This window comes from Pseudomonas ceruminis (assembly GCF_021602025.1).
GTDB classification, from domain to species: Bacteria; Pseudomonadota; Gammaproteobacteria; order Pseudomonadales; family Pseudomonadaceae; genus Aquipseudomonas; species Aquipseudomonas ceruminis.
Genome location: NZ_BQHW01000007.1, coordinates 124,078 through 148,436 on the forward strand (window position 1 = coordinate 124,078; position 24,359 = coordinate 148,436).

23 protein-coding genes and 1 tRNA gene are annotated in these 24,359 nt (G+C 62.0%); 9 read left to right on the forward strand and 15 right to left on the reverse strand.

Annotated features, from left to right (window positions below; all coding sequences use genetic code 11):
- Positions 1–327 carry a 4Fe-4S dicluster domain-containing protein gene (locus tag L6D80_RS11060; protein ID WP_054900698.1) on the reverse strand — a complete coding sequence of 109 codons (327 nt, stop codon included), beginning with the start codon at positions 325–327 and terminating at the stop codon, positions 1–3.
- The gene (locus L6D80_RS11065; protein WP_176513511.1) at positions 324–1,946 is read right to left on the reverse strand and encodes an FAD-dependent oxidoreductase; all 1,623 of its coding nucleotides are present in this window, start codon (positions 1,944–1,946) and stop codon (positions 324–326) included. Before L6D80_RS11065 ends, L6D80_RS11060 begins: the two co-directional genes overlap by 4 nt.
- A 292-nt stretch (positions 1,947–2,238) precedes the next feature.
- Here L6D80_RS11065 and L6D80_RS11070 point away from each other — a divergent pair, with 292 nt between their 5' ends.
- Positions 2,239–3,192 carry a LysR family transcriptional regulator gene (locus L6D80_RS11070; protein ID WP_054900700.1) on the forward strand — a complete coding sequence of 318 codons (954 nt, stop codon included), beginning with the start codon at positions 2,239–2,241 and terminating at the stop codon, positions 3,190–3,192.
- Between the two features lie 82 nt (positions 3,193–3,274).
- Here the strand turns inward: L6D80_RS11070 and ychF are convergent, their stop codons facing one another.
- From ychF to L6D80_RS11110, 8 genes are all read right to left on the reverse strand, one after another.
- Positions 3,275–4,375, reverse strand: a complete 1,101-nt coding sequence (gene ychF, locus L6D80_RS11075; RefSeq protein ID WP_176513513.1) for a redox-regulated ATPase YchF — start codon at positions 4,373–4,375, stop codon at positions 3,275–3,277.
- Between the two features lie 22 nt (positions 4,376–4,397).
- Entirely contained in the window at positions 4,398–4,982 is a 585-nt protein-coding gene (gene pth, locus L6D80_RS11080; protein WP_054900701.1) for an aminoacyl-tRNA hydrolase, read from the reverse strand.
- Between the two features lie 79 nt (positions 4,983–5,061).
- Positions 5,062–5,661: a 50S ribosomal protein L25/general stress protein Ctc gene (locus tag L6D80_RS11085; RefSeq protein ID WP_176513515.1), complete on the reverse strand. Its 600-nt coding sequence runs from the start codon at positions 5,659–5,661 to the stop codon at positions 5,062–5,064.
- A gap of 117 nt (positions 5,662–5,778) precedes the next feature.
- Positions 5,779–6,720 (reverse strand): ribose-phosphate pyrophosphokinase, encoded by a 942-nt coding sequence (locus L6D80_RS11090; protein ID WP_003247410.1) that lies wholly within the window; start codon positions 6,718–6,720, stop codon positions 5,779–5,781.
- Between the two features lie 48 nt (positions 6,721–6,768).
- Positions 6,769–6,843: transfer RNA gene (locus tag L6D80_RS11095), tRNA-Gln, on the reverse strand.
- A 19-nt stretch (positions 6,844–6,862) separates the two neighbouring features.
- Positions 6,863–7,723 (reverse strand): 4-(cytidine 5'-diphospho)-2-C-methyl-D-erythritol kinase, encoded by an 861-nt coding sequence (gene ispE / locus L6D80_RS11100; RefSeq protein ID WP_176513517.1) that lies wholly within the window; start codon positions 7,721–7,723, stop codon positions 6,863–6,865.
- Between the two features lie 3 nt (positions 7,724–7,726).
- The gene (gene lolB, locus L6D80_RS11105) at positions 7,727–8,344 is read right to left on the reverse strand and encodes a lipoprotein insertase outer membrane protein LolB (protein ID WP_176513519.1); all 618 of its coding nucleotides are present in this window, start codon (positions 8,342–8,344) and stop codon (positions 7,727–7,729) included.
- A 4-nt stretch (positions 8,345–8,348) separates the two neighbouring features.
- Positions 8,349–10,070, reverse strand: a complete 1,722-nt coding sequence (locus L6D80_RS11110) for a tetratricopeptide repeat protein (RefSeq protein WP_176513521.1) — start codon at positions 10,068–10,070, stop codon at positions 8,349–8,351.
- A 457-nt stretch (positions 10,071–10,527) separates the two neighbouring features.
- Between L6D80_RS11110 and L6D80_RS11115 the strand changes: the two genes are divergently transcribed.
- The 6 genes from L6D80_RS11115 to murI all read left to right on the forward strand — a co-directional run bounded on the left by L6D80_RS11115 (position 10,528) and on the right by murI (position 17,054).
- On the forward strand, positions 10,528–10,869 hold the full coding sequence (locus L6D80_RS11115; RefSeq protein WP_054900706.1) for a hypothetical protein: 342 nt from the start codon (positions 10,528–10,530) through the stop codon (positions 10,867–10,869).
- 1,459 nt (positions 10,870–12,328) lie between these two features.
- Positions 12,329–13,606, forward strand: coding sequence for a glutamyl-tRNA reductase (gene hemA, locus L6D80_RS11120; protein ID WP_054900707.1), 1,278 nt, complete (start codon positions 12,329–12,331; stop codon positions 13,604–13,606).
- Positions 13,603–14,685, forward strand: a complete 1,083-nt coding sequence (gene prfA, locus L6D80_RS11125; protein WP_054900708.1) for a peptide chain release factor 1 — start codon at positions 13,603–13,605, stop codon at positions 14,683–14,685. Before hemA ends, prfA begins: the two co-directional genes overlap by 4 nt.
- Positions 14,685–15,515: a peptide chain release factor N(5)-glutamine methyltransferase gene (gene prmC, locus L6D80_RS11130; RefSeq protein WP_176513522.1), complete on the forward strand. Its 831-nt coding sequence runs from the start codon at positions 14,685–14,687 to the stop codon at positions 15,513–15,515. The genes prfA and prmC overlap by 1 nt, the downstream gene beginning before the upstream one ends.
- Positions 15,509–16,264, forward strand: coding sequence for a molybdopterin-synthase adenylyltransferase MoeB (locus L6D80_RS11135; protein WP_176513524.1), 756 nt, complete (start codon positions 15,509–15,511; stop codon positions 16,262–16,264). Before prmC ends, L6D80_RS11135 begins: the two co-directional genes overlap by 7 nt.
- Positions 16,257–17,054 carry a glutamate racemase gene (gene murI / locus L6D80_RS11140; RefSeq protein WP_054900711.1) on the forward strand — a complete coding sequence of 266 codons (798 nt, stop codon included), beginning with the start codon at positions 16,257–16,259 and terminating at the stop codon, positions 17,052–17,054. The genes L6D80_RS11135 and murI overlap by 8 nt, the downstream gene beginning before the upstream one ends.
- Before the next feature lie 26 nt (positions 17,055–17,080).
- Here the strand turns inward: murI and L6D80_RS11145 are convergent, their stop codons facing one another.
- The 5 genes from L6D80_RS11145 to L6D80_RS11165 form a co-directional block, all read right to left on the reverse strand.
- Positions 17,081–17,782, reverse strand: coding sequence for an SDR family oxidoreductase (locus L6D80_RS11145; RefSeq protein WP_176513526.1), 702 nt, complete (start codon positions 17,780–17,782; stop codon positions 17,081–17,083).
- A 16-nt stretch (positions 17,783–17,798) separates the two neighbouring features.
- Positions 17,799–19,220 (reverse strand): deoxyribodipyrimidine photo-lyase, encoded by a 1,422-nt coding sequence (phrB, locus tag L6D80_RS11150; RefSeq protein ID WP_176513528.1) that lies wholly within the window; start codon positions 19,218–19,220, stop codon positions 17,799–17,801.
- Positions 19,221–19,227: 7 nt separating this feature from the next.
- Entirely contained in the window at positions 19,228–20,109 is an 882-nt protein-coding gene (locus L6D80_RS11155; RefSeq protein ID WP_054900713.1) for a MerR family transcriptional regulator, read from the reverse strand.
- On the reverse strand, positions 20,099–21,067 hold the full coding sequence (locus L6D80_RS11160) for a YbgA family protein (protein WP_054900714.1): 969 nt from the start codon (positions 21,065–21,067) through the stop codon (positions 20,099–20,101). The genes L6D80_RS11155 and L6D80_RS11160 overlap by 11 nt, the downstream gene beginning before the upstream one ends.
- Positions 21,068–21,173: 106 nt before the next feature.
- Complete coding sequence (locus L6D80_RS11165; RefSeq protein WP_176513531.1) at positions 21,174–22,160, reverse strand: NAD(P)/FAD-dependent oxidoreductase; 987 nt, start codon at positions 22,158–22,160, stop codon at positions 21,174–21,176.
- A 187-nt stretch (positions 22,161–22,347) separates the two neighbouring features.
- Between L6D80_RS11165 and L6D80_RS11170 the strand changes: the two genes are divergently transcribed.
- Both L6D80_RS11170 and hemH read left to right on the forward strand, forming a co-directional pair.
- Positions 22,348–23,253: a TIGR01777 family oxidoreductase gene (locus L6D80_RS11170; RefSeq protein WP_176513533.1), complete on the forward strand. Its 906-nt coding sequence runs from the start codon at positions 22,348–22,350 to the stop codon at positions 23,251–23,253.
- 13 nt (positions 23,254–23,266) lie between these two features.
- On the forward strand, positions 23,267–24,280 hold the full coding sequence (hemH, locus tag L6D80_RS11175) for a ferrochelatase (RefSeq protein WP_054900717.1): 1,014 nt from the start codon (positions 23,267–23,269) through the stop codon (positions 24,278–24,280).
- Positions 24,281–24,359 lie beyond the last annotated feature (79 nt).

Sequence of the window (24,359 nt, forward strand, 5' to 3'; positions counted from 1 at the left end):
TCAGATGCCCTTGATAAATTGGTAGCTTTCGTCGAGTGCGGCGGTCGAGCGCCGCCCCTTGCCCCAACCGAGCGCCTCGCGATACCCGCCGAGCAGGCCGCGTTCGGACAGTTGTCGTTCATCCACCTGGGCCTGTTCTTCGGCCAGTGGTGAAACGAACAGCGCATCCTCCGGGCAATAGACCTCGCACATGAAGCAGGTTTGGCAGTCGGCCTGCCGAGCGATCACCGGCGGTTGGCCCGGCACTGCCTTGAACACGTCGGTGGGGCAGACCAGTACGCAGATATCGCAGCCAGTGCAGCGCTCGGCACTTATCAATTCGATCATGCGGCTTTCTCCGGTAGCAGGCTGAGGTCGACGGGGCCGAGGCTTTCGCGTGTTGTCCAGAGCTCGTCGAGGCCGCCGCTGATCAAGCGGTGGCGCTGATTCGGGTCGAGGGCAGGGTGGTCTTCGCGCCGGTGCATGCCGCGCGTCTCGGTGCGGGCCAGCGCGCTGCGGTACATCCAGCGCGAGGTGGCCAGCATGGCAGCGGCCTCACGGGCCCGTAGCAATTGCTCCGGGCTGGCTGGCGCTGCCTGGCGTACCTGTTGCCACAGCGGGTCGAGGTGTGCCAACGAGTCTTCCAGCAGGCCGCCCTGGCGGAACCAGTTGCGCTCGTACGGGAACACTTGCGCCTGCACCGCGCGGATGACGGCCTCTGGGTCGAAAGCATGATTGCCCTTGCCCTGCAGGCCGACCGTGCCGGCCTGGATCAGGCGGCGTGATGTGTGGCCACGCTGGTCGCGGGCGAACTCGGCGGCACCGCCCCCGGCCCACAGCCCGGACGACAAGGCCCAGGCGGCATTGCGGCTGCCGCCACCGGTAAAGGCACCGCAGATGAGCTCGCGGGTCGCCGCATCGCCTGCCGCATACAGCCCCGGTACCGAGGTGGCGCATTGGCTGTCGCAGATGCGTAGGCCGCCGGTGCCGCGCACCGTGCCTTCCAGGCGCAGGGTGACCGGGAACATCTGGGTGAAAGGGTCCAGCCCCATGCGTTCAAAGGGCAGGAAGAAATTCGGTTGCGCCGACAGCATCCATTGCCGGGTGCGCGCATCGGCACGGTCCAGGCGGGCGAACACCGGCTCGCTCATCAAGGTCCTGGCGATCACGCCGCGCCCCCTGGCCGAGCCTGCACCCTCTATCGGGCGGCCATCGGCGTAGTAGAAGCTGGCCCAGGAGTACAGTGCGGACTTGGTCACCGAGGTGAACGCCGGGCCCAGGCCATACGCATTGGAAAATTCCATCCCGGAAAATGTCGCCCCCGCCTCGGCAGCCATCAGGTGGCCGTCGCCGGTCAGCACATTGCACCCTAGCGCCTTGCTGAGGAAGGCCACCCCACCCGTCGCCAGCACCACCGCGCCTGCACGCACGCTCCAGCGCTGCTGCTTCTGCCGGCTGATGCCGGTGGCACCGCAGACCTGGCCATGCTCATCGACCAACAGCTCCAGGGCCGGGCTGTGATCAAGAATACGCCCACCGGCCTGCTTGACGCGTTTGCGCATCAGGCGCATGTACTCCGGCCCCTGCAGGGACACCCAGCGTTGCTGGCCCTGCTCGTCGACCGGGAACGGGTAGCCCCATTCGGCGAGCTGCTCAAGATTGCGCCAGGTCTGCTCCAGCACCCGATCCATCCATTGCGGCTCAGCCAGTTCGCCACCCATGGCGTAGCGGCTGGCCTTGGCTGTCTTACGCCCAGCCGCATCTGGCGCCACGCACCACACGGCGGTACCCGACGGCGCCGTGGCACCTGACGCACCGCAATAGCCCTTGTCCACCAGGATGACCTTGGCACCTTTCGCGGCGGCCCCAATGGCCGCCCATGCACCGGCCGGACCGCCCCCGATAACCAGCACGTCGGTGCTGTACTCGCGGTCGGTTCCTGAAGCTTCTTCTCTAGCATTGGTCATGGTTGCTGTCCTGCTGCGCCCGAACTCGCGGTGTCCTGGTGCGTGGTCGTTGGGTGGTTGGATGCATGGGATGCATGGGGCGAACCGGGGCGGTTCACGACGCTCATCCCCGGCGCATCCTTGAGCGCAATTCGGAACACCAGGTGCTTACCGGACTTATGCACAGTGGTGGCCACGAGTTGTGCCTCTTTATATTCCCGAAAAGAATAAAAATATAATTATTTGATGATTTTAGTTCTTTAAGACTAAGATTACCCACCCCGATATACAATTGCTTTTGGCAAAAGAGGTCATGCGTGAAATGCATTACGAGTTAAGAAACCTCCGGCACTTCGTCGCATTGATCAATCACCGCAGTTTTTCCCTTGCAGCAGAGGCGGTGAGCTTGTCGCAACCGGCCTTCAGCCGCAGCATTCAGGCCCTGGAACACCAGGCCGGATGCAAGCTGGTAGAGCGTGAGCAGAAAGGGCTGCCGCCAACACCCCAAGGGCAGTTAGTGCTGTCCTATGCGCTGGACATTCTGGGCAAGGCCCACGAGCTGAGTGAAAAGATCAGCCGCATCAACAGCGCCGACCGCGACATGCTGTATTTCGGCACCAGCCCGGCCCCAGCAGCGGGGTTGGTGCCCCGTACGGTGGCGCGGTTTCTTGAGGTTCAGCCACAGGTCAATGCCAACTTCGTGGTGGATACCCGGGAGAACCTGACCAAGCGGCTGATGGCCGAAGAGATCGAGTTCTTTATCGCCAGCTCGCAGAGTTTCGAGCTCGACCCCAATTACCGCATTCGCCAACTGCAGCCGCGCACCTGGTGCTTCTTCTGCCGCAGTGATCACCCTCTGGCCGCGCAGGAGAGCGTTACCCGCGAGCAGTTGTTCGCCTACCCGATGGTGTGCTCCTTTGGTGTACGAAACCTGGTGCTGCAGTACTCCGGGCGCAGGGACTACCTACCGGCGGTGGAGTGCGAAAACGGTCGGCCGTTGCTGGATATCGTCATGCAGTCCAATGCCATTGGCTGTTCTTCGCAACTGCAGGTGAGCCAGTGGGAGGGTGGCAAGGCACTTGGATTGCACCAACTCAGGCCGGCTGACATTTCGCCAGACCTTGAAGCCTTTCAGATCCGTGATGGGGTGGTGAGCCTGCGCCGCCATGCGCTTTCACCGCAGGCCGAGGCGTTCATCGAGTTGCTCCAGGCGATGGATCATGAACCTTCGCTGGTCGGGCGTGGGGTCGATACTATCGGTATCTGAACGGCGCACTGCGCAGGCGCCTGGGCCAGAAACGCGAAAGCCTCCGGTCATGGAGGCTTTCGTCAATGCTTCACGCAGCGGGTCAGACGTTGAAGCGGAAGTGCATCACATCGCCGTCCTTGACGAAGTAGTCTTTGCCTTCCAGGCGCCATTTGCCGGCTTCCTTGGCACCGCCCTCACCCTTGAACTGGATGAAGTCGTCATAGGCCACCACTTCGGCGCGGATGAAGCCTTTTTCGAAGTCGGTGTGGATCACCCCAGCGGCTTGCGGCGCGGTGGCGCCGACGCGGACGGTCCAGGCACGTACTTCCTGCACGCCGGCAGTGAAGTAGGTCTGCAGGTTGAGCAGTTCGTAACCGGCGCGGATCACGCGGTTCAAACCAGGTTCTTCAAGGCCCAGGGCCTCGAGGAACATGTCCTTTTCTTCGCCGTCGTCAAGTTCGGCGATTTCGGCTTCGATCTTGTTGCACACCGGCACCACCACCGCGCCTTCTTCCTCGGCGATGGCCTTGACCACGTCCAGGTGCGGGTTATTGTCGAAACCGTCTTCAGCGACGTTGGCAATGTACATCACCGGCTTGCTGGTCAGCAGGTGGAAGCCACGGATGACGGCCTTTTCGTCGTCCGCCATGTTCTTCATCAGGCTGCGTGCCGGCTTGCCTTCGGTGAAGTGCGGGATCAGCTTTTCCAGGATGGCCTTTTGCGCCAGGGCTTCCTTGTCGCCGCCCTTGGCGTTGCGGGTGACCTTCTGCAGTTGCTTCTCGCAGCTGTCGAGGTCGGCGAAGATCAGCTCGAGGTCGATGATCTCGATGTCGCGCTTGGGGTCGACGCTGTTGGAAACGTGAATCACGTTCTCGTCTTCGAAGCAGCGCACCACGTGGGCAATGGCGTCGGTCTCGCGGATGTTGGCGAGGAACTTGTTGCCCAGGCCTTCACCTTTCGAGGCACCGGCGACCAGGCCGGCGATGTCGACGAACTCCATGGTGGTCGGCAGGATGCGGTTAGGCTTGACGATCTCCGCCAGCGCAGCAAGGCGCGCGTCGGGCATCGGCACGATGCCGCTGTTCGGCTCGATGGTGCAGAAGGGGAAGTTCTCCGCCGCGATGCCAGACTTGGTCAGGGCGTTGAACAGGGTGGACTTGCCGACGTTGGGCAGGCCGACGATGCCGCAATTGAAACCCATGGGTATTCCCCTCTCTAGGAAATCAGGCCTTCTGGCTGTGCAGCTCGCGCATCGCTTTGGCGAAGTCGCCGGCAAGCACGTCCGGCAGCACGCCGAGGGCAAAATCGATGCTGGCGTCGAGCTTCTCCTGCTCGGCGCGCGGCGCGCGGCCCAGGACGAAGTTGGAAACCAGTTTGGCGTCACCCGGGTGGCCAATGCCAAGCCGCAGGCGGTGGAAATCGTTTTGGTTGCCGAGCTGCGCGATGATGTCGCGCAGGCCGTTGTGCCCACCATGGCCGCCACCACGTTTTAGCTTGGCGACGCCCGGGGGCAGGTCGAGTTCGTCATGCGCCACCAGGATTGCTTCCGGCTTGATCCGGAAGAAATTGGCCAAGGCCGCCACGGACTGGCCGCTACGGTTCATGTAGGTGGTGGGGATCAGCAGGCGAACATCGTTGCCCTGATAGCTGAATTTAGCCGTCAGGCCGAAATACTTGCGGTCAGCGGTCAGGGAGACGCGCTGGGCGCTGGCGATGCGTTCAACGAAAAGAGCCCCTGCGTTATGCCGGGTCTGTTCGTATTCGGGGCCGGGGTTACCCAGGCCGACGATCAACTGGATGGCGGTCACGTCAGGGGCTCTTCCTTGGAGTTGGTGGGTTACGGTGCGCGCGGCACTGTAACCCGATCAACACCGGCGCGCGAGTGGATTACTCGGCAGCGCCTTCTTCAGCAGCTTCGGCGGAAACGCGCGGAGCGTGAACGTTGGCAACCGCTTTGTCATCACCGTGGGCCAGAGCGACGAACTCTACGCCTTTCGGAGCTTTCAGGTCCGACAGGTGGATGATGGTGCCGATCTCAGCCTTGCCCAGGTCAACTTCGATGAACTCTGGCAGGTCTTTGGCTTCGCAGGAAACTTCGATCTCGGATTCAACGTGGGAGATCTCGCCGCCTTTCTTGACCGGGGCTTCTTCATTGATGAAGTGAACCGGTACTTTGGCGGTCAGCTTCTGGCCAGCAACAACGCGAACGAAGTCGGCGTGCATGATGAAGCCTTTGGCTGGGTGGCGCTGCAGGGCCTTGACCACGACGTCTTGCTTGGTGCCGTCGACGTTCAGTTGCAGAACGTGGCTGAAGGCAGCCTCGTCTTCGAACAGCTTGGTGATTTCCTTGGCCAGGATGGTCAGGGACTCGGCGTCCTTGTTACCACCGTAGACAACGGCTGGGATGTGGGCGGAGTGACGCAGGCGGCGGCTCGCACCTTTCCCCAGGTCAGTACGCGCTTGGGCGTTCAGAGTGAAGTCAGTCATTTTGTTTCTCCAAAATAGCCCCCCGAGGCGTTTGCGACCAGCGCCAACGGGGATGGCAAAAAAGCCCCGCCCCAACCAATGTTGGGGCGGGGCGCTTTTCGTCAACGCGTGTTCCGCTTAGCGGAACATCGCGCTGATCGATTCTTCGTTGCTGATGCGGCGCACCGCTTCAGCGACAACCGGTGCGATATCCAGCTGACGGATACGGTCACAGGCTTGAGCAGCGGCGGACAGCGGAACGGTGTTGGTCACCACCAGCTCGTCCAGTACCGACTTCTCGATGTTCTCGATCGCGCGGCCCGACAGAACAGGGTGCGTGCAGTAGGCGTAAACCTTGGCAGCGCCGTGTTCCTTCAGGGCTTTGGCCGCATGGCACAGGGTGCCGGCGGTATCGACCATGTCGTCTACCAGGATGCAAGTGCGCCCTTCGACGTCGCCGATGATGTGCATGACCTCGGAGTGGTTAGCCTTTTCACGGCGTTTGTCGATGATACCCAGGTCGACACCCAGGGACTTGGCGACGGCACGTGCGCGCACGACACCACCGATGTCCGGGGAGACGATCATCAGGTTCTCGAAACGCTGGTCTTCGATATCGTCGACCAGTACGGGCGAGCCGTAGATGTTGTCGACCGGGATATCGAAGAAACCCTGGATCTGGTCAGCGTGCAGGTCGACGGTGAGTACACGGTCGATACCTACGACAGTGAGCATGTCAGCGACGACTTTGGCGCTGATGGCTACACGTGCCGAACGCGGACGGCGGTCCTGGCGGGCGTATCCGAAGTAAGGAATCACGGCGGTGATTCGGGATGCTGAGGAGCGGCGGAAGGCGTCGGCCATCACTACCAGTTCCATCAGGTTATCGTTGGTCGGGGCACAGGTCGGCTGAATAATGAAGACGTCTTTACCGCGGACATTTTCATTGATCTCAGTACTGATCTCGCCGTCGGAGAACTTACCGACAGAGACGTCACCGAGAGGGATATGCAGCTGACGTACGACACGCCGAGCCAGATCGGGGTTAGCGTTCCCCGTAAAGACCATCATCTTGGACACGCGCAGTACCTGGAGGCTGAGGGTATACCTGGATGAGTATAAGGAAAATGGCAGGGGCGGCTGGATTCGAACCAACGCATGGCAGGATCAAAACCTGCTGCCTTACCGCTTGGCGACGCCCCTGTATCTGTTGCTGCGAGCGCTAGGCACTCGACTTCTTGACCAGACTTTGCAGCTTGCGATGCAACATCGAAACATTGCTTCCTTTCGCCACAAACCCTGTTTGGGTCGCTGAAAGAAGGGCCAGAACTTTATCAGCTTCGGCTTTGTTTGGGAAGGCCCCAAACACACAACTTCCAGTTCCGGTTAGCCGAGCTTCGGTGAATTTACCCAGTGAATTCAATGCGTTTCGAACTTCTGGATAACGTTGCTCAACTACCCGTTGGCAGTCATTTCGACTGTTTCCCTCGGGAACGGGGCGCATCTTAAGGGGGAGGGAATCACGTGTCAACTGCGGATGTGAAAAAATTTCTACTGTGCTGACAGACACTTGCGGCACCAGCACGACATACCACGGCTCGATTGGGTCAACCGGGGTCAGTTGCTCGCCCACACCTTGGGCGAACGCTGAATGGCCGCGGACGAACACCGGCACATCGGCGCCCAGGGTCAGGCCCAAGGCGGCCAGGCGATCTTCGTCCCAGCTCAGCTCCCACAAGTGCGCCAGCGCCAGCAGCGTGGTCGCCGCATCCGAACTGCCGCCACCGATACCGCCACCCATGGGCAGCACCTTGTTCAGCCAGATGTCAGCGCCCAGTGGTGTGCCGGCCTGTTCCTGAAGTTTGCGCGCAGCCCGCACGATCAGGTTGCTGTCGTGGGGCACGGCGTCGATCTCGGTGTGCAGGCGGATCACCCCGTCTTCACGCCGGGCGAAGGTGAGCTCGTCACCGTGGTCGAGGAACTGGAACACGGTCTCCAGCTCATGGTATCCGTCCGGGCGGCGGCCGATGATGTGCAACCACAGGTTGAGCTTGGCCGGGGCGGGCAGGGTGAGCGTTTGCATCGATCAGTGCCCCAGCTGGCGTGGCTGCCAGTCCTTGACGACCAGGGTCACATCGAGGTCCTTGCCGTGCAGCTTCAGGCGCTCGGGCAACCAGTAACCGTTCTGTTCGGTGTAGCTCAGGTACTGTACCTGCCAGCCATCCTGGTCGAGGCTTGCCAGGCGGCTGTCGCCATCGAGCGTCAGCTTGCTTTTGCTGTCAGGGGCGGGCAGGCCACGCACCCACCAGACCAGGTGCGAGACGGGCAACTGCCAGCCCAACTGCTCTTGCAGCAGCGCCTCGGGGCTGCTGGCCTCGTAGCGGCCCTGGTTGGCTACCTCCAATACCACTCCGCCAGGGCGGCCGGTCAGGCGTGCAGCGCCGCGACCCAGGGGCCCGGCCAGGCGGATGTCGAAGTAGTCCTGGCGCTGCAGCCAGAACAGCGTGCCGCTGCCGGAGTCACGCGGGGCGCGAATACCGACTTTGCCGTTGATCTGCCAGCCATCGAGGCTGCTCAGCTGTTCTTTATGAGCACGCCACTGCTGTGGGTCGCCGTGGCCCTGCAGGGCTTCGCGGCTACCGAAACCGGCGCAGCCGGCCAGCAGGGCAATGAGGGTCAAGGTGATGCAATGGCGCAAGAACATGGCGTTAAAGGGTCTCGGATCCGGTCAGGCGCAAGACGGTCTTGCGCAGGATAGGGCTGTCGGGCTGGGCCTCGAAGGCTTTGGCCCAGACTTGGCGGGCTTCACGACGCTTGCCGTTGGCCCACAGGACCTCGCCCAGGTGGGCGGCCACCTCATGGTCGGGGAAGCGCTCCAGCGCCTGGCGCAGGTAGCGTTCGGCTTCGTCGAGGTTGCCCTGGCGATAGGCCACCCAGCCGAGGCTGTCGAGGATGGCGGGGTCGTCCGGGGTCAGTTGGTGGGCCTTGTCGATCAGTGCCTTGGCTTCGGCATAGCGGGTGGTGCGGTCGGCCAGGGTGTAGCCCAGGGCGTTGAGGGCCATGGCGTTTTCCGGCTCGCGAGCGATGATCGCGCGCAGGTCTTTTTCCATCTGCGCCAGGTCGTCACGCTTCTCGGCCAGCATGGCGCGGGTGTAAAGCAGGTTGAGGTCGTCCGGGTAGCGCTGGATGGCCTGCTGCAGCACCTGGTTGGCCTGGGCGTCCTTGTTGTTGTTGCTGTAGCTTTCCGATTCGATCAGGTACAGCTGAATGGCGATATCTGGCTGGGCCTCGCGGGCCTCGGCGAGCTGGCGCGACGCTTCGGTGCCGCGGCCGTTGGCGATCAGGATGTCAGCTTGGCGCAGTTGTGCCGGCAGGTAATCCGGGCCGGGGCCGACCAAGGCGTATTCGCGCAGGGCGCCTGCGGGGTCGTGGCGCTCCTCGGCGATGCGGCCCAGGTTCAGGTGCGCGGCATCGACATTGCTGTCGCGGTCAATCAGCTCGCGCAGGTAGCTTTCGGCTTCGTCCCAGTCCTTGTTCTCCAGGCACACCAGGGCCAGGGAGTAGCGCAGTTCGTCGTCATCGGGGTACTGCTGGACGAGGCTGATGAATTCGCCTTTGGCGTCGGCGATGCGGTCCTGTTCGACCAGGGTGCGCGCGTAGGTCAGGCGCAGGCGCTTGTCGTCCGGGTTGTCGCGGATGGCGCCGCGCAGCAGTGGCAAGGCTTCCGGGCCGCGGTCCAGGGCCTGCAGCAGGCGTGCGCGCAGCAGGATCGGGGCGATCTCGCCATTTTGCGCAGGGTGCTCCTCCAGCAGGTTCAGGGCTTCTTCGGCCTTGCCGTCCTGGTTCAGCAGCAGGGCTTTGCCAAACACCAGCTGGCTGTTGTCCGGGTATTTGACCAGCAGGCGGTCGAAGCTTTGCATCAGGCCGTCGCGGGTGCTCTGGTCGGTCTCGGCAGCCGACAGGGCGAGGAAGTCGAAGTGAGTGTCTCCCTGGCCTTGCAGGACTTTCTCCATATAGGCCATGGAGTCGTCATAACGGCCAGCACGCGCCAGCTGGATGGCGGCAGCGCGCTGGGCGTCGAGGTTCTGCGGGTCGTTGCGGGCCCAGATCAGTGCGGTATCCAGGGCCGGCTCGTCCGCGCCCAGGTACTCGGCGATGCGGTAGGCACGCTCGGAGACAGCAGGGTCCTGGGTCTTCTCGGCCTGGTCGGCGTAGTTGGCCAGGGCGATGTCGAAACGGTTGCGCTGGCCGGCCAGCTCGGCCACCAGCAGGCTGTAGAGCGTGTCCTGTTTGAACGACCCATACACCACGGGCTTTTCGGCCTCACCTTTGCCGACTTGGGCAACGGGAGACTCGGCCTTTTGCGGGGCCAGGCTCTGGCAGCCCTGGAGCAGGGCGAAGGCAAGCAGCAATGCGTAGGGTCTGTTCATATAAGGAGGCTTAAAAGGACTTACCGGCGGTCGGAGCATGATGACACAAGCGCGGGGGCAAACCCACCTGCGAAGGTCGTGGTGTACAGCGTGGGTGTTGCTAGGTGGGACAGTGGGGTGAAGTAGAGGTTCGCAAGCGTGTGCAGCAGTAGGGATCCGCATTTTTGGGCGTTCGGTCCCGTTGGAGGGTGGAAGGTGGAGGGCCCCGATTGGCCTCCCCTGGCATCCAGCACGTGTTCACCGGAATGTCAGGGAGCATTTGAAGCGGGCGATTGAAAAAAATCGCTGCGTCGGCGTGGAGGATTGTTCAGATCGAGTGGAATGGCCTGATAGCCCCCTTTGGTGGTTGAGTTAGTTTACTGACTCACCTACAGAAGCCTCACGGAATACGCCTTGATGAATCATCTTCTGACTTCATGAGGCGTCTCCCGAAATACTAGAACTCAAGGAGATCGCCATGACAGTTCTTTCGAAATCGCTTGAAGATTTACTGACCAGCATTTATGCCGACGATAAGGTTTCCATGAAAGAATTCCTGACCCTGCAGGCGGATGCAGACAACCGCTGGGAAAGGGTGATTGCTGAGCTAGGGCCGAATACGACGCTACTGGCATTCCAGAAGGCGATGGATGTTGCAATGCACATGCTGCACTTGAGTGTCGAACATGTCAAAAGGCAAGAACTCACTGATCTTGGCGAAGCAGTAGTGAAAGATGCGGTGACTGCCCAGGTTGAATATGTAAGAGCAGGGTGCGCGCTGAGCCTGAGGGCTTTGAAAGTTGGCCCCAACTCCATTTGATCTGATAGCTATGCCTGTCTAGCAGGGGCAGGCGTGGCGCGTGAGTGCTCCGCGCTCACGTCTCACTCTAGAACTATCAGTGATAGAAGCGATAGTGTCATGGTATACCAGAAAACAGGAGCAGGCGTCTGGATATCTCGGGCATGCATTGGATGTCAATGGGGTCTGCCAAGTTGCGGCGTATGTGCATTGTGGTGCCAGCCCTGGCGTCGATTTTGCCAATGGCGGCTTGGCGGATTCTCGAGATTCAAATGAGATATCGGCACGCGTGAGTTAACAGTAATGCTAGAAATAAGGCGAGGTTGAAGATGACAAGTCTGCATAGTCGTTTTTTCATTCGTTCGGGTAGCCGATCAACCTCATCAATTTTTATCAGGCCCCTGCGTGCATACGCCTCTGGGAAAACTAACATCAGAGACAGCGCCCCAAACCGAATGATTTTGCCAGTCAGGCCAAATTCAGAATATAGCTTTCTATTGTCATTGATGATTTTGCAGCTGGGTAGCAGGGATTCTATATATTCGGTGTCGCGATGTGATAAATAAAATGTTAGAGGTAGAGAGATAAAAATCGCTGTAAAAATAATGCCATAGGCTGCGCCTAAAGCAAGTTGAATTGTGGTCACTTTATCACTCGCTCATACAAAATTTCGCCCAAATATTCTCCTCCTTCATTTCCGAGCTCCCCGCCTACGATTCCTCCCAAGGCTCCGCCCCCTACCCCACACGCGATCGCTCCAGGCCCGCCTGATGCTATTCCTAAGACCACGCTACAGGCTGCCATTCCAATGAGATTTCCACCGATTGAGCCAATTAGGCCTCCTCCCACGCTACCTGCAAGTGAACCACTCTCAACGATGGTAGCTCTTTTGCATTCTTCATCTCTCCCTTCTGCGCATGCTTTTTTGATTGATAAGCTTGTGCTTGCGACCTCCAACGCAATGCCGATATAGGCGCCTTTCTTGATCAGGTTCGCTGCTTTGCCAACCCCTGCAACCTTATCGGCATACCCTGCAATTTCCCCAGATGTTAAGGTTTATTCGCAGGCAGGAGTGCTTGGCCCGGTCAGTGATTGGCAAGGCTAGGCGTCGAATTGAGAGGGAGCAATATCTAAGGCTTTGTTTCAGAAACGAGCTACAGACTTGTGGAATAAATCGTTTTGAATGTATCGAAAGTTGTCTTGGCACGCCTTGTTCTGTAAGAAATATACCCTGACCCGGCACGGACTTTGTGGCAGCCGGCTTGCCGGCGATCACCGGCGAAGCCGGCGCCACGACCGCGGTGTCAGCATCGCCGGCAAGCCGGCTCCCACAGGGCGCCTGGTGTGCTTGCCGGCTTTGTTGCCAGCGCGAGAGCAGGTCGGGCGAGCAGGTGCTATCAGCTCAATAGCGAACGGTGGTTGTCCTGAAACCTGCGAAAGAGGACAATTATCGGCTTCCCGTCACAACCAGCGACCTTGCATGGCCTTTCTTGCACTTGGTATCAACCATAAGACTGCCTCGGTAGACGTACGCGAGCGCGTGGCGTTTACCCCCGAGCAGCTGGTCGACGCCCTGCAGCAGCTCTGCCGACTGACCGCCAGCCGCGAAGCGGCGATCCTGTCGACCTGCAACCGTAGCGAGCTCTATATAGAGCAGGATCAGCTGTCGGCCGACGCCGTTCTGCAGTGGCTGGCCGATTATCACCGCCTGAACGTGGATGAACTGCGCGCCAGCGCCTATATCCATGAAGAGCACGACGCGGTGAGGCACATGATGCGGGTGGCCTCCGGCCTGGACTCGCTCGTGCTCGGCGAACCGCAGATCCTCGGCCAGATGAAGTCGGCCTATGCTGTCGCGCGCGAGGCCGGTACCGTCGGCCCGCTGCTCGGGCGCCTGTTCCAGGCCACCTTCAGTGCAGCCAAGCAGGTGCGCACCGACACTGCAATCGGCGAAAACCCTGTGTCGGTGGCGTTTGCCGCGGTGAGCCTGGCGCGGCAGATCTTCAGCGACCTGGGACGCAGCCAGGCGTTGCTGATCGGCGCCGGTGAAACCATCACCCTGGTGGCCCGTCACCTGCATGAGCAGGGTGTGCGCCGTATCGTCGTGGCCAACCGTACCCTGGAACGGGCCAGCCTTCTTGCCGAGCAGTTCGGTGCCCATGCCGTGTTGCTGGCTGACATCCCCCAGGAACTGGCCAACAGCGACATCGTCATCAGCTCCACCGCCAGCCAGTTGCCGATCCTCGGCAAGGGTGCGGTGGAAAGCGCGCTGAAGCAGCGCCGCCACAAGCCGATCTTCATGGTCGACATTGCCGTACCGCGTGACATCGAGACGGAGGTCGGTGAACTCGACGACGTCTACCTGTACACCGTCGACGACCTGCACGAAGTGGTCGCAGAAAACCTCAAGAGCCGCCAAGGGGCGGCTCAGGCAGCTGAAGAGCTGGTTTCGGTGGGTGCTGAAGACTTCATGGTGCGCCTGCGCGAGCTGGGCGCCGTAGACGTACTGCGTGCCTACCGCCAGCAAAGCGAGCGCCTGCGCGACGAAGAATTGCAAAAAGCCCAGCGCCTGCTGGCCAACGGCGGCAACCCCGAGGAAGTATTGGCCCAACTGGCCCGGGGGCTGACCAACAAACTGCTGCATGCGCCTAGCGTGCAACTGAAAAAGCTCTCGGCCGAGGGCCGCCTCGATGCGCTGGCCATGGCCCAGGAACTCTTTGCCCTCAATGAGGGCTCCACGGACAAATCCCTGCAATGAAAGCGTCGCTGCTGAACAAACTGGATACGCTCCAGGACCGCTTCGAGGAACTCACCGCACTGCTGGGTGATGCCGAAGTCATTTCCGACCAGACCCGCTTTCGCGCTTACTCGCGCGAATATGCCGAAGTGGAGCCGGTGATCGCCGCCTATCAGGCGTGGCGCAAGGTGCAGGACGACCTCGAAGGCGCCCAGGCACTGCTCAAGGATGCTGACCCCGACATGCGCGAAATGGCCGTGGATGAGGTGCGTGAAGCCAAGGAACAACTGGCAGGCCTGGAGTCGCAGTTGCAGCGCATGCTGCTGCCCAAGGACCCCAACGACGGGCGCAACGTGTTCCTCGAAATCCGTGCCGGCACCGGGGGGGACGAAGCGGCAATCTTCTCTGGCGACCTGTTCCGCATGTATTCGCGTTACGCCGAGCGGCGTGGCTGGCGCCTGGAGATTCTCTCTGAGAACGAAGGCGAGCACGGCGGCTACAAAGAGATCATCGCGCGTGTCGAGGGCGACAGCGTGTACGGCAAGCTCAAGTTCGAATCAGGCGCGCACCGCGTGCAGCGGGTGCCGGAAACCGAGTCGCAGGGCCGGATCCACACCTCGGCGTGCACGGTGGCGGTGTTGCCTGAGCCCGATGAGCAGGTCGCCATCGAGATCAACCCGGCCGACTTGCGCGTGGATACCTACCGCGCCTCCGGTGCCGGTGGTCAGCACGTCAACAAGACCGACTCCGCTATCCGCATCACCCACTTGCCTACCGGGATCGTGGTTGAGTGCCAGGAAGAGCGTTCTCAGCATAAGAACCGCGCCCGCGCCATGTCCTGGCTGTCGGCCAAGCTCAACGACATGCAGACCAGCGCTGCGCAGAACGCCATCGCCAGCGAGCGCAAGCTGCTGGTGGGTTCGGGGGACCGCTCCGAGCGCATCCGTACTTACAATTACCCACAGGGACGGGTGACCGATCACCGTATCAACCTGACCTTGTATTCCCTCGACGACATCCTGGCCGGTGGCGTGGACGCCGTGATCGAACCGTTGCTGGCCGAATACCAGGCCGATCAATTGGCTGCTCTGGGGGACTGATGACCATTATTGCCAGCCTGCTGCGCAATGCGCAGCTGCCCGATTCGCCCTCGGAGCGCCTGGACGCCGAGTTACTGCTGGCTGCCGCCATTGGCAAGTCGCGCAGCTTCCTGCACACCTGGCCAGAGCGGATCGTCAGCAGCGAAGATGCCGAGACCTATGCCGGCTACCTGCAGCGTCGCCGGGCCGGCGAGCCGGTGGCCTACATTCTTGGGCAGCAGGGCTTCTGGAAGCTCGACCTGGAGGTCGCCCCGCATACACTGATCCCGCGGCCGGATACCGAGCTGCTGGTCGAGACTGCCCTGGCGTTGCAACCGGCTTCGCCGGCCAAGGTGCTCGACCTGGGCACCGGTACGGGTGCCATCGCCCTGGCCCTGGCCAGCGACTGCCCCGCCTGGCAGGTCACGGCGGTGGATCGGGTCGAGGAGGCAGTAGCGCTGGCCGAACGTAATCGCCAGCGCCTGGGCCTGGGCAATGTCCAGGTGCTGGCCAGCCATTGGTTCAGCAACCTGGCTGGCCAGCAATTTGACCTGATTCTCAGCAACCCGCCTTACATCGCCGCCGAAGACCCGCACCTGGTCGCCGGGGATGTGCGCTTCGAGCCCAGCAGCGCGCTGGTCGCCGGCGCCGATGGCCTGGATGACCTGCGGGCGATCGTCAGCCAGGCCCCGATGTACCTGTTGCCAGGTGGGTGGTTGTTGCTCGAACATGGCTACGACCAGGCTGTGGCAGTGCGCGCGCTGTTGGCTGCGCAAGGCTTCATCGAGATAGCCAGCCGCAGGGACCTGGGGGGTCATGAACGTATTTCCCTGGGGCGCATGCCATGTTGAGCGATCAGGAACTGTTGCGTTACAGCCGGCAGATTCTGCTGGCCCAGGTGGATATCGACGGCCAACTGCGTCTGAAGCGGAGCAAGGCGCTGATCGTCGGCCTGGGGGGGCTCGGCTCGCCCGTGGCGTTGTACCTTGCCGCTGCTGGCGTTGGTGAGCTGCACCTGGCCGACTTCGACACTGTCGACCTGACCAATCTACAGCGCCAGGTCATCCATGACAGCAGCAATGTCGGGATGAGCAAGGTGGACTCGGCGCTGCAACGCCTGCAGGCGATCAACCCCGAGGTCACCCTGGTCGCTCATCGCCAGGCACTGGACGAAGATTCCCTGGCTGCGGCAGTGGCAGCGGTCGACCTGGTGCTGGACTGCTCCGACAACTTTGCTACCCGTGAGGCCGTCAACGCTGCCTGCTTCGCCGTTGGCAAACCGCTGGTCAGTGGTGCTGCGATCCGCCTCGAAGGGCAGTTGTCTGTGTTCGACCCTCGGCGCGACTACAGCCCTTGCTACCACTGCCTGTATGGCCATGGCAGCGAGGATGAGCTGACCTGCAGTGAAGCGGGGGTGATCGGCCCGCTGGTCGGGTTGGTCGGCAGCCTGCAGGCACTGGAGGCCATGAAGCTGCTCGCCGGCTTCGGTGAGCCGCTGGTAGGCCGCCTGCTGCTGATCGACGCCTTGGGCACGCGCCTGCGTGAGCTGCGGGTCAAGCGTGATCCTGCCTGCAGCGTATGCGGCAAGCGCGATGGCTGAGCGCTCGGCCCCCGTCGGCGTGATGGACTCCGGGGTCGGCGGCTTGTCGGTCCTGGCCGAAATCCAGAGCCTTTTGCCCCACGAATCGCTGCTTTACGTGGCCGATTGTGGCCATGTGCCCTACGGCGAAAAAAGCCCGGATTATATCCGCCAGCGTTGCCGGCGAATTGCCGAGTTTTTCCAGGCACAGGGGGCCAAGGCGATGGTTCTGGCCTGTAACACGGCTACCGTGGCGGCCGTTGCCGATCTGCGCGAGCTTTACCCCGACTGGCCACTGGTAGGCATGGAGCCGGCGGTAAAGCCCGCTGCTGCAGCCACCCGTTCCGGCGTGGTGGGCGTGCTGGCAACCACCGGCACATTGCAAAGCGCCAAGTTCGCGGCGTTGCTCGACCGCTTCGCCAACGATGTGCGGGTGGTCACCCAGCCTTGCCCCGGGTTGGTCGAACTGATCGAGACCGGTGACCTGGGCAGCCCGCAGTTGCGCCAGTTACTGCTCGGCTATGTGCAGCCGCTGCTGGCGGCCGGTTGTGACACGTTGATATTGGGTTGTACCCACTATCCCTTCCTGCGGCCCCTGCTGGCCGAGATGGTGCCCGCCGATGTGGCCATCATCGATACCGGCGCTGCGGTGGCGCGGCAACTGCAGCGGCTGCTCGACGCACGTGGCCTACTGGCCGAAGGGCCGCCACGCGAAGCCGCGTTCTGGAGCAGCGCCGATCCGCAATCATTGAGCGCCATCCTGCCTGTGCTGTGGCATCGGTCGCACGGTGTTCAACGTTTTACAATGTAGACTCGGCCCTGCAGAGCAGGTTGCGGCTATTGGCGAGACAACGGCCACAAGCTGCTCGGGTCCAACGTCTCAAGCACCAGTTCAGGTTCACGTAACGGCAACCGTTGCAGCAGTTCTTCTGCCGCGTTCTGCGGCGTCCAGGGATCGGGCAGGGCTTGCGCCGAGGTCACCGGTGTCTTCAGGGATTGCGGTGCAACCACTGTCAAATCGATCCCCATCCCCTTCAACGGCTCGCGCTGTTCGCGCAACCACTGGGGGGTGTTGTTCCAGCCTGCGGTCGTTTGTGTGGGCGCATACAACTGCAAAGCCGAGTAACGGCTGAAAATCGCCATCACCTGCGGCATGTCCCCCCTGGCCAAAAACGGCAGGGCGCTGGCCAGGCAATATTCACCCGCCACCCGATTCGTGCTGATGATTTTCTCGAAGAGATCGTTGTGCGCCACGGCGCCTTCCAGGTAATCGCTGGTGCCAGCATTGATGATCAGGCTGTCCAGTGACTTCCAGGCACGTGAGATCTCCCCGCTGGCGCGGGCTGCCTGATGCTCATGATGCAACTGCCAAGGCAGGCGCAGGAGCCTGTCGCCATGGTGTGTCGCCAATTCATCCAACGCTTGGCTGTCTTTCCCACTGGCGGCAACCCGGTGTCCTTGCTCAAGCAACCGCTCTACTAAGGCCAGACCCAATCCATTGCTGGCCCCTGTAACCCAGAAACTACGCGAGTTGGTCAAGATGCTGCCCTCTGAATCACCGGCGCGGCAGGTTCTTGAATGCGTCCAGTGCGCGCTGGCGACTACTTCCGAGATCGACAATCGGACGGTGGTAGCAAGTATTAGCAAAAAGATCAGCAGACTTCACCGGTTGATGAATGTTTTTTTCATCCAGGTCCTTAAGTTCCGGTAGCCAGTGGCGGATAAAGGCCCCCTCTGGGTCAAAGCGCTGCGACTGCGAAATCGGGTTGAAAATGCGGAAGTAGGGCACCGCGTCGGTACCTGTGGAGGCGCTCCACTGCCAACCGCCATTGTTGGCCGCCAAGTCGCCGTCGATCAGGTGGTGCATGAAATGGCGCTCGCCCTCGCGCCAGTCGATCAGCAGGTTCTTGCTGAGGAACATAGCGACGATCATCCGCAGGCGGTTGTGCATCCAGCCGGTTTGCAGCAACTGACGCATGGCCGCATCGATGATTGGGAACCCAGTGCGCCCTTGTTTCCAGGCCAGGAGGTCTTCTGGCGCATCACGCCAGGGCAGGGCTTCGGTGTGGCTACGGAAAGCGCGATGGCGCGACACCTGTGGATAACCGGTGAGGATGTGCTTGTAGAACTCGCGCCAAAGCAGTTCGTTGATCCATGTCTGAATACCGCTGCTGCCGCTGTCGAACTCGCCGCGGTTGCTGGCCAGGGCGGCATGCAGGCATTGGCGCGGCGAGATAACACCGGCGGCCAGGTACGCCGACAGCTGGCTGGTGCCGGGTTGGGCTGGCAGATCGCGCAGGTGCTGGTAATCCTCGATGGTTTCGTCGACAAAGCGCGTGAGCCGTGCTTGGGCTTCGCCTTCACCCGCTGGCCAGTGGGCGACGAGCGAGGCGGTGGGTTTATCGAAACCCTCCACCTGCGCGGGTACCGGGTCGCTGGGAATGCCCAGCGGTGCCTGGCATTTCACCCGCGGGGCAAGGGCTGGCAAGCTGCGGTGCAAGTGTTCAAGGCAAACCTTCTTGAATTGGCTGAACACTTGGAAGTAATCGCCGCTGCGCGTGAGGACAGTGCCGGGGCGAAACAGCAATTGGTCGAGGTAGTTATGGACCTGGATGCCCGATGCCGCCAACCGCTTGCGGGTGGCTTGGTCACGGTCGTTCTCGTTGATGCCGTATTCATCATTCCAGTGCACGGCTTCGATCTGGTGCTGGCGGCAAACCTCAAGCAGCGCGGATGCCGCTTCATCCCAGGTGTCGATCCTGCGGATCAGCAGTGGGATGTTGAGCTTGCCCAGTGACTGGCGCAGGTCGTGCAGGTTGCGTAGCCAGAAGTCGACCTTGCAGGCGGCATCGTCGTGCGCGTGCCACTGGCCTGGGCTGGCCAGCCATAATGCCAATGTGGGGCCCCGTTCGCAGGCAGCACTCAGGGCGGTGTTGTCGTCTATGCGCAGGTCGCTGCGTAGCCAGATCAGTTGCATGGTGTACTCATTCAGCAGGCCGGCGGTCATTGCCTTGCAGCGCGCGCAATGCCGCCTGCGGTGTATCGAACAGGTAGAGCTCAGGCAGGTTCATTGTCTGCAACTGGGCTTGGTGCAGCGCGACAGTGGCGCCGCCCAGCAGCTTTACCCCAGGGACCCCTTGCAGGGTACGCAGCAGGGCCTTGGCATCGATGCGCGGACCTAGCTGCAAGAGCAACGCGCGGGGCTGTAGCGCGATAACGGCACGTTGCAGTTGCGCGCCACTGACCGGCTGTTCAAGCACTTCGACCGGGATGCCGTTGCTGCTCAGTAGCCAGGCACACAGCCACAGGCCCAGGTCGAAGGCATGCTCTGCATCCACTGCCAGCAGCACGGCTGGCCCATGCAGCAGTTGGTTGTCGTGGTAGACCCGCGCGCCCAACTTGCTGCGTAGCCAGGTATGGAAAAAAACCTGCTCAAGCTGGGCATTGAAATAGTTGCGCCAGCGTTGGTTCAGGCTGTCCATCAGCGGTAGCAACAGTTGTTCGCACAAGGTGACGGCGGGGTACAACGCCATGGCCTGGTTGAGTTGCTGGTCGAGGGCACGTTGGGAGAGGTTGGCGATGGCCTCGATCAGTTGCTGCTGACGGGTTTGCCAGTCGCCTTGTGGCGCTACAGCTGAGGGCTTCTCGAGCAGTTCGCGTACCTGGCCCACTGACGCGCCGCGTGCCAGCCAGGCGAGAATGGCGTCGACCCGGTCGACCTGATCTTGGCCATACAGGCGATGGCCTTTGGCGGTGCGTTGCGGTTTGAGCAGGCCATATCGCCGCTCCCAGGCCCGCAATGTCACCGGGTTCACTCCGGTACGGCGGGCCAGTTCGCCAATCGGCATCAGCATGTCAGACGGCATTGCGTAGCCCCAGGCTGTCGGGGTGAGGTTGCAGGTAGGCCTGCTGCAACAGGTAGGGGTCAGGGTGTTTGCGCAGATAGTGCTTGAGCAGGGTCAGCGGCACCACCAAGGGCACCACGCCTTGCTGGTACTGATCGATGATGTGCTGGAGTTCGGCCTTGTCCTGCGGGGTCATTGCCCCTTTGAAATAACCACTGAGGTGCTGCAGCACATTGCCATGGGTCCCTCGGCTGGCGCAGCGACGCAGGGCCTGCATCAGCTGACTGAAGTAACGTGGCCCGATCTCCTGGGGGTCGTCGTCCCTGCTCATGCTCCCAAGCAGACGGCCCAGCTGGCGATAAGCCTGGGGGTTGTTGGCCATCAACAGGTATTTGTAGCGGGAGTGGAAGCGCACCAAGGCACCGCGGCTCAGGCCTTGGGCCAGCAGGTGCTGCCAATCAGCGTAGGCGTAGACACGGCTGATGAAGTTCTCGCGCAGCACCGGATCGTGCAGGCGGCCTTCTTCCTCCACGGGCAGGTCCGGGCGACAGGCGCAGAAGGCGGCAGCATAGGCACCTGTGCCGCCTTGAGGGGCGGGGTAGCCATTGTCCTGGTAGACCTTGACCCGCTCCAGGCCACAAGAGGGCGATTTCTGCATGAAGATGTAGCCGCAGATATCGTCGAGCTCGGCGGCCATTTGCTCGCCGTAGGTGCGCAACGGGCCGGTGAGGTCGTTGCCGGGATCGCGGGTGCCGACCACCGAAGGGTGCTCGGGGTCGCCGACCAGCCGGATCGGATCACGCGGTACGCCCAGGCCAATCGCCACCTCGGGGCAGACCGGCAGCCAGTCGAAATGCGCTTCCAGCTGTGTACGGCAGAGGTCGGACGCCTTGTGCCCGCCGTTGTAGCGCACACTGTGGCCCGTCAGACAGGCGCTGATGGCGATGCGAGGCTTACGTTCGGTGGATGGCTCGTGCATGGCTGTCTCCGAAAAACTTGTACATGAATTTAAGCTTGTACAAGTTTATTCCAGCACAGCCAGGCCGTTCTGCAAACCCGTATTTTGCAGGATTTGGCATTACAGCTTATTCGAGGTGCTCCAGAAGCCGCCGTGCCGCCTCCTGGCCGCTGAGCCAGGCGCCTTCTACGCGACCGGACAGGCACCAGTCGCCACAGGCATACAGGCCTTGGTCGGCATCGGCCAGCGCGCCCCATTCGTGGCTCCCCGCCGGCCGTGCGTACAGCCAGCGGTGCGCCAGGGCGAAGGAGGGGGCTGGCACCACGCAGCCAACCAGCTCGGCGAATTCGCCCCAGAGCTGTTCGATGACTTCTTCCTTGGCCAGGTCGAGGTGTTGTTTGCTCCAGTGGGATGTGGCATGCAGCACCCAGGTGTCGAGATGCTCGTCACGGCCTGGTTTGCTGCGATTGCGCGCCAGCCAGTCGAGTGGGTTGTCCTGCACGAAGCAGCCTTGCATGGGGGTGTCGAGGGGGGACTGGAAGGCCAGGGCAACGGCCCAGGTCGGTTCCATCACCACGCCGGCTGCCACGGCGGCGAGCTTGGGCGTGGCAGCCAGCAATGGTGTGGCCTGGGGCGCGGGGACGGCAATCACCACGCGGCTGAACGGGCCATGGCTGCAGCCTTCGGTATCTTGCAGGTGCCAGTACTGCTTGCCCCGGAATACTTCAGCGATACGGCAGCCGAAGTTCACCGTCACGTCCTTGAGCAGGCTGCGGGTGATGGCGCTCATGCGCGGCACGCCCACCCAGCGCGTCTGTTCGTCAGGGGAGGGTGTGAGTTCGCCGTCACGGTAGTTGTACAGTTGCGGTTTCCACTGCGCGGCCCAGCCGGCAGCGACCCACTGTTGTACCTGTTCGACGAAACGCCGGTCGCGGGCAGTGAAGTACTGGGCGCCAAGGTCGAGCGCACCGGCCTCGCTGCGCTTGCTGGCCATACGCCCGCCACTGCCGTGGCCTTTGTCGAACAAGTGAACGGATTGCCCGGCCTTCTGCAGGGCCTGGGCGGCGGAAAGGCCGGCGATACCGGCACCGATGATGGCAATAGGTACTGTCATGATGGCCTCTTCAAACCTTGCTGTACGCAGACTACGCTGTCAGGCAAACCTGTACAATGCACAATGTTTGTATAAGGTTATTCCGCTTTAAAGAGCAGGTTGGCCTATGTTTATCCGAGAGCGTTTGGTTAAAAAAGTGCCTTGATCTTAAAAATAGACCATGGCCGCACTCTGCGAGGACACAGCCATGCATATATTGCTGACAGGCGGTACCGGCTTGATCGGCCAGCACTTGTGCCAGTTCTGGCGCGGCCAGGGCCATCGTCTTACCGTGTGGAGCCGGCGCCCCGAACAGGTGCCGCGGCTCTGTGGCACCGGCGTGCGGGGTGTTGCACGCCTGGAAGACTTGGCAGCCGATGAGCCCGTGGACGCGGTAATCAATCTGGCCGGTGCGCCCATTGCCGAACGGCCGTGGACGGGGGCGCGACGTAACCTGTTATGGGCCAGCCGCATCACCCTCACCGAGCAGTTGCTGGCCTGGCTGGGCAGCCGCGAGCAGCGCCCTGAGGTGCTGATTTCGGGGTCGGCGGTGGGGTGGTACGGCGACGGTGGTGAACGCGAGCTGACCGAAGCCTCGCCACCGGTGCGTGAAGACTTTGCCAGCCAGTTGTGTATCGCCTGGGAAGAAACTGCCCTGCGTGCACAGAGCCTCGGTATCCGTGTGGTACTGGTGCGCACCGGGCTGGTGCTGGCCAGCGATGGTGGCTTTTTGTCGCGCCTGCGCCTGCCTTTTAAAATGGGGCTGGGAGGGCCGCTGGGCAATGGACGACAGTGGATGCCCTGGGTCCATATAGAGGACCAGGTCGCCCTGATTGATTTTCTCTTGCAGCGCAAGGACGCCAGCGGTCCTTATAATGCCTGCGCGCCAGAGCCTGTGCGCAACCGTGCATTCGCCAAGGCCCTGGGCCGGGCCATGCATCGTCCGGCCTTCATGCCCATGCCCGGGCTGCTGCTCAAGGCCGGGCTCGGTGAGCTTTCCACCTTGCTGCTCGGTGGCCAGCGGGCCCGCCCCGTTCGCTTGCTGGCAGCGGGTTTCACTTTCCGTTTCAACGATCTGCAATCGGCCCTGGACAACCTGTCCAGCCGCCTCTGACATAGGACGCTGCATGACCGATCACGCCTTGCTGTTGGTAAACCTGGGTTCCCCGGCTTCCACCTCGGTGGCCGATGTGCGCCGCTATCTCAACCAGTTTCTGATGGACCCTTACGTGATTGACCTGCCTTGGCCGGTGCGGCGGCTGCTGGTGTCGCTGATTCTGATCAAGCGCCCGGAGCAGTCGGCCCATGCCTACGCCTCGATCTGGTGGGACGAAGGTTCGCCGTTGGTGGTGCTGACCCGGCGCCTGCAAGCCGCGATGGTCGAACACTGGCCCCACGGCCCGGTGGAGGTTGCCATGCGTTATGGCGAGCCGGCGCTGCCGCAGGTGCTGGCGCGCCTGGCCGCCCAGGGCGTACGTAACGTTACCCTGGCACCGCTTTATCCACAGTTCGCCGACAGTACGGTGACAACGGTCGTGACGTTGGCCAAGCAGACCATCGCCGAACAGCAGTTGCCGCTGCAGTTGCGCGTGCTGCAACCGTTCTACGATGACCCGCAATACATCCAGGCCCTCGCTGCCAGCGCCAGGCCCTACCTGCAGCAGGATTACGATCACCTGCTGTTGAGCTTCCATGGCTTGCCGGAGCGGCATCTGAAAAAGCTCGACCCCACCGGCAAGCATGACTTCCAGGCGGCCGATTGCTGCAAGGACGCCAGCGCCGAGATGCGCGCGGTGTGCTACCGCGGGCAGTGCCTGGCCACCGCCAAGGCCTTTGCGACGGCGATGGGCATCCCCGACGGCAAATGGTCGGTGTCATTCCAGTCGCGGCTGGGGCGGGCCAAGTGGATCGAACCTTATACCGAGACGCGTCTGGATGAACTGGCCAAGGCGGGGGTCAAGAAGCTCCTGGTAATGTGCCCGGCATTCGTGGCCGATTGCATCGAGACGCTTGAAGAGATTGGCGACCGCGGCAAGGAGCAGTTCATTGAGGCGGGAGGGGAGGAACTGGTGCTGGTGCCGTGCCTGAACGATCACCCGGAGTGGGTGCGGGTGTTGGCCGGGATGTGTGAACAGGTGTGATGTCCAGGGCTGACCAGCCGGCTTCCACAGTGTCTATGGGAGCCGGCCGGCGGGCGACAGGGCCAGTGCAGCCCTGGCA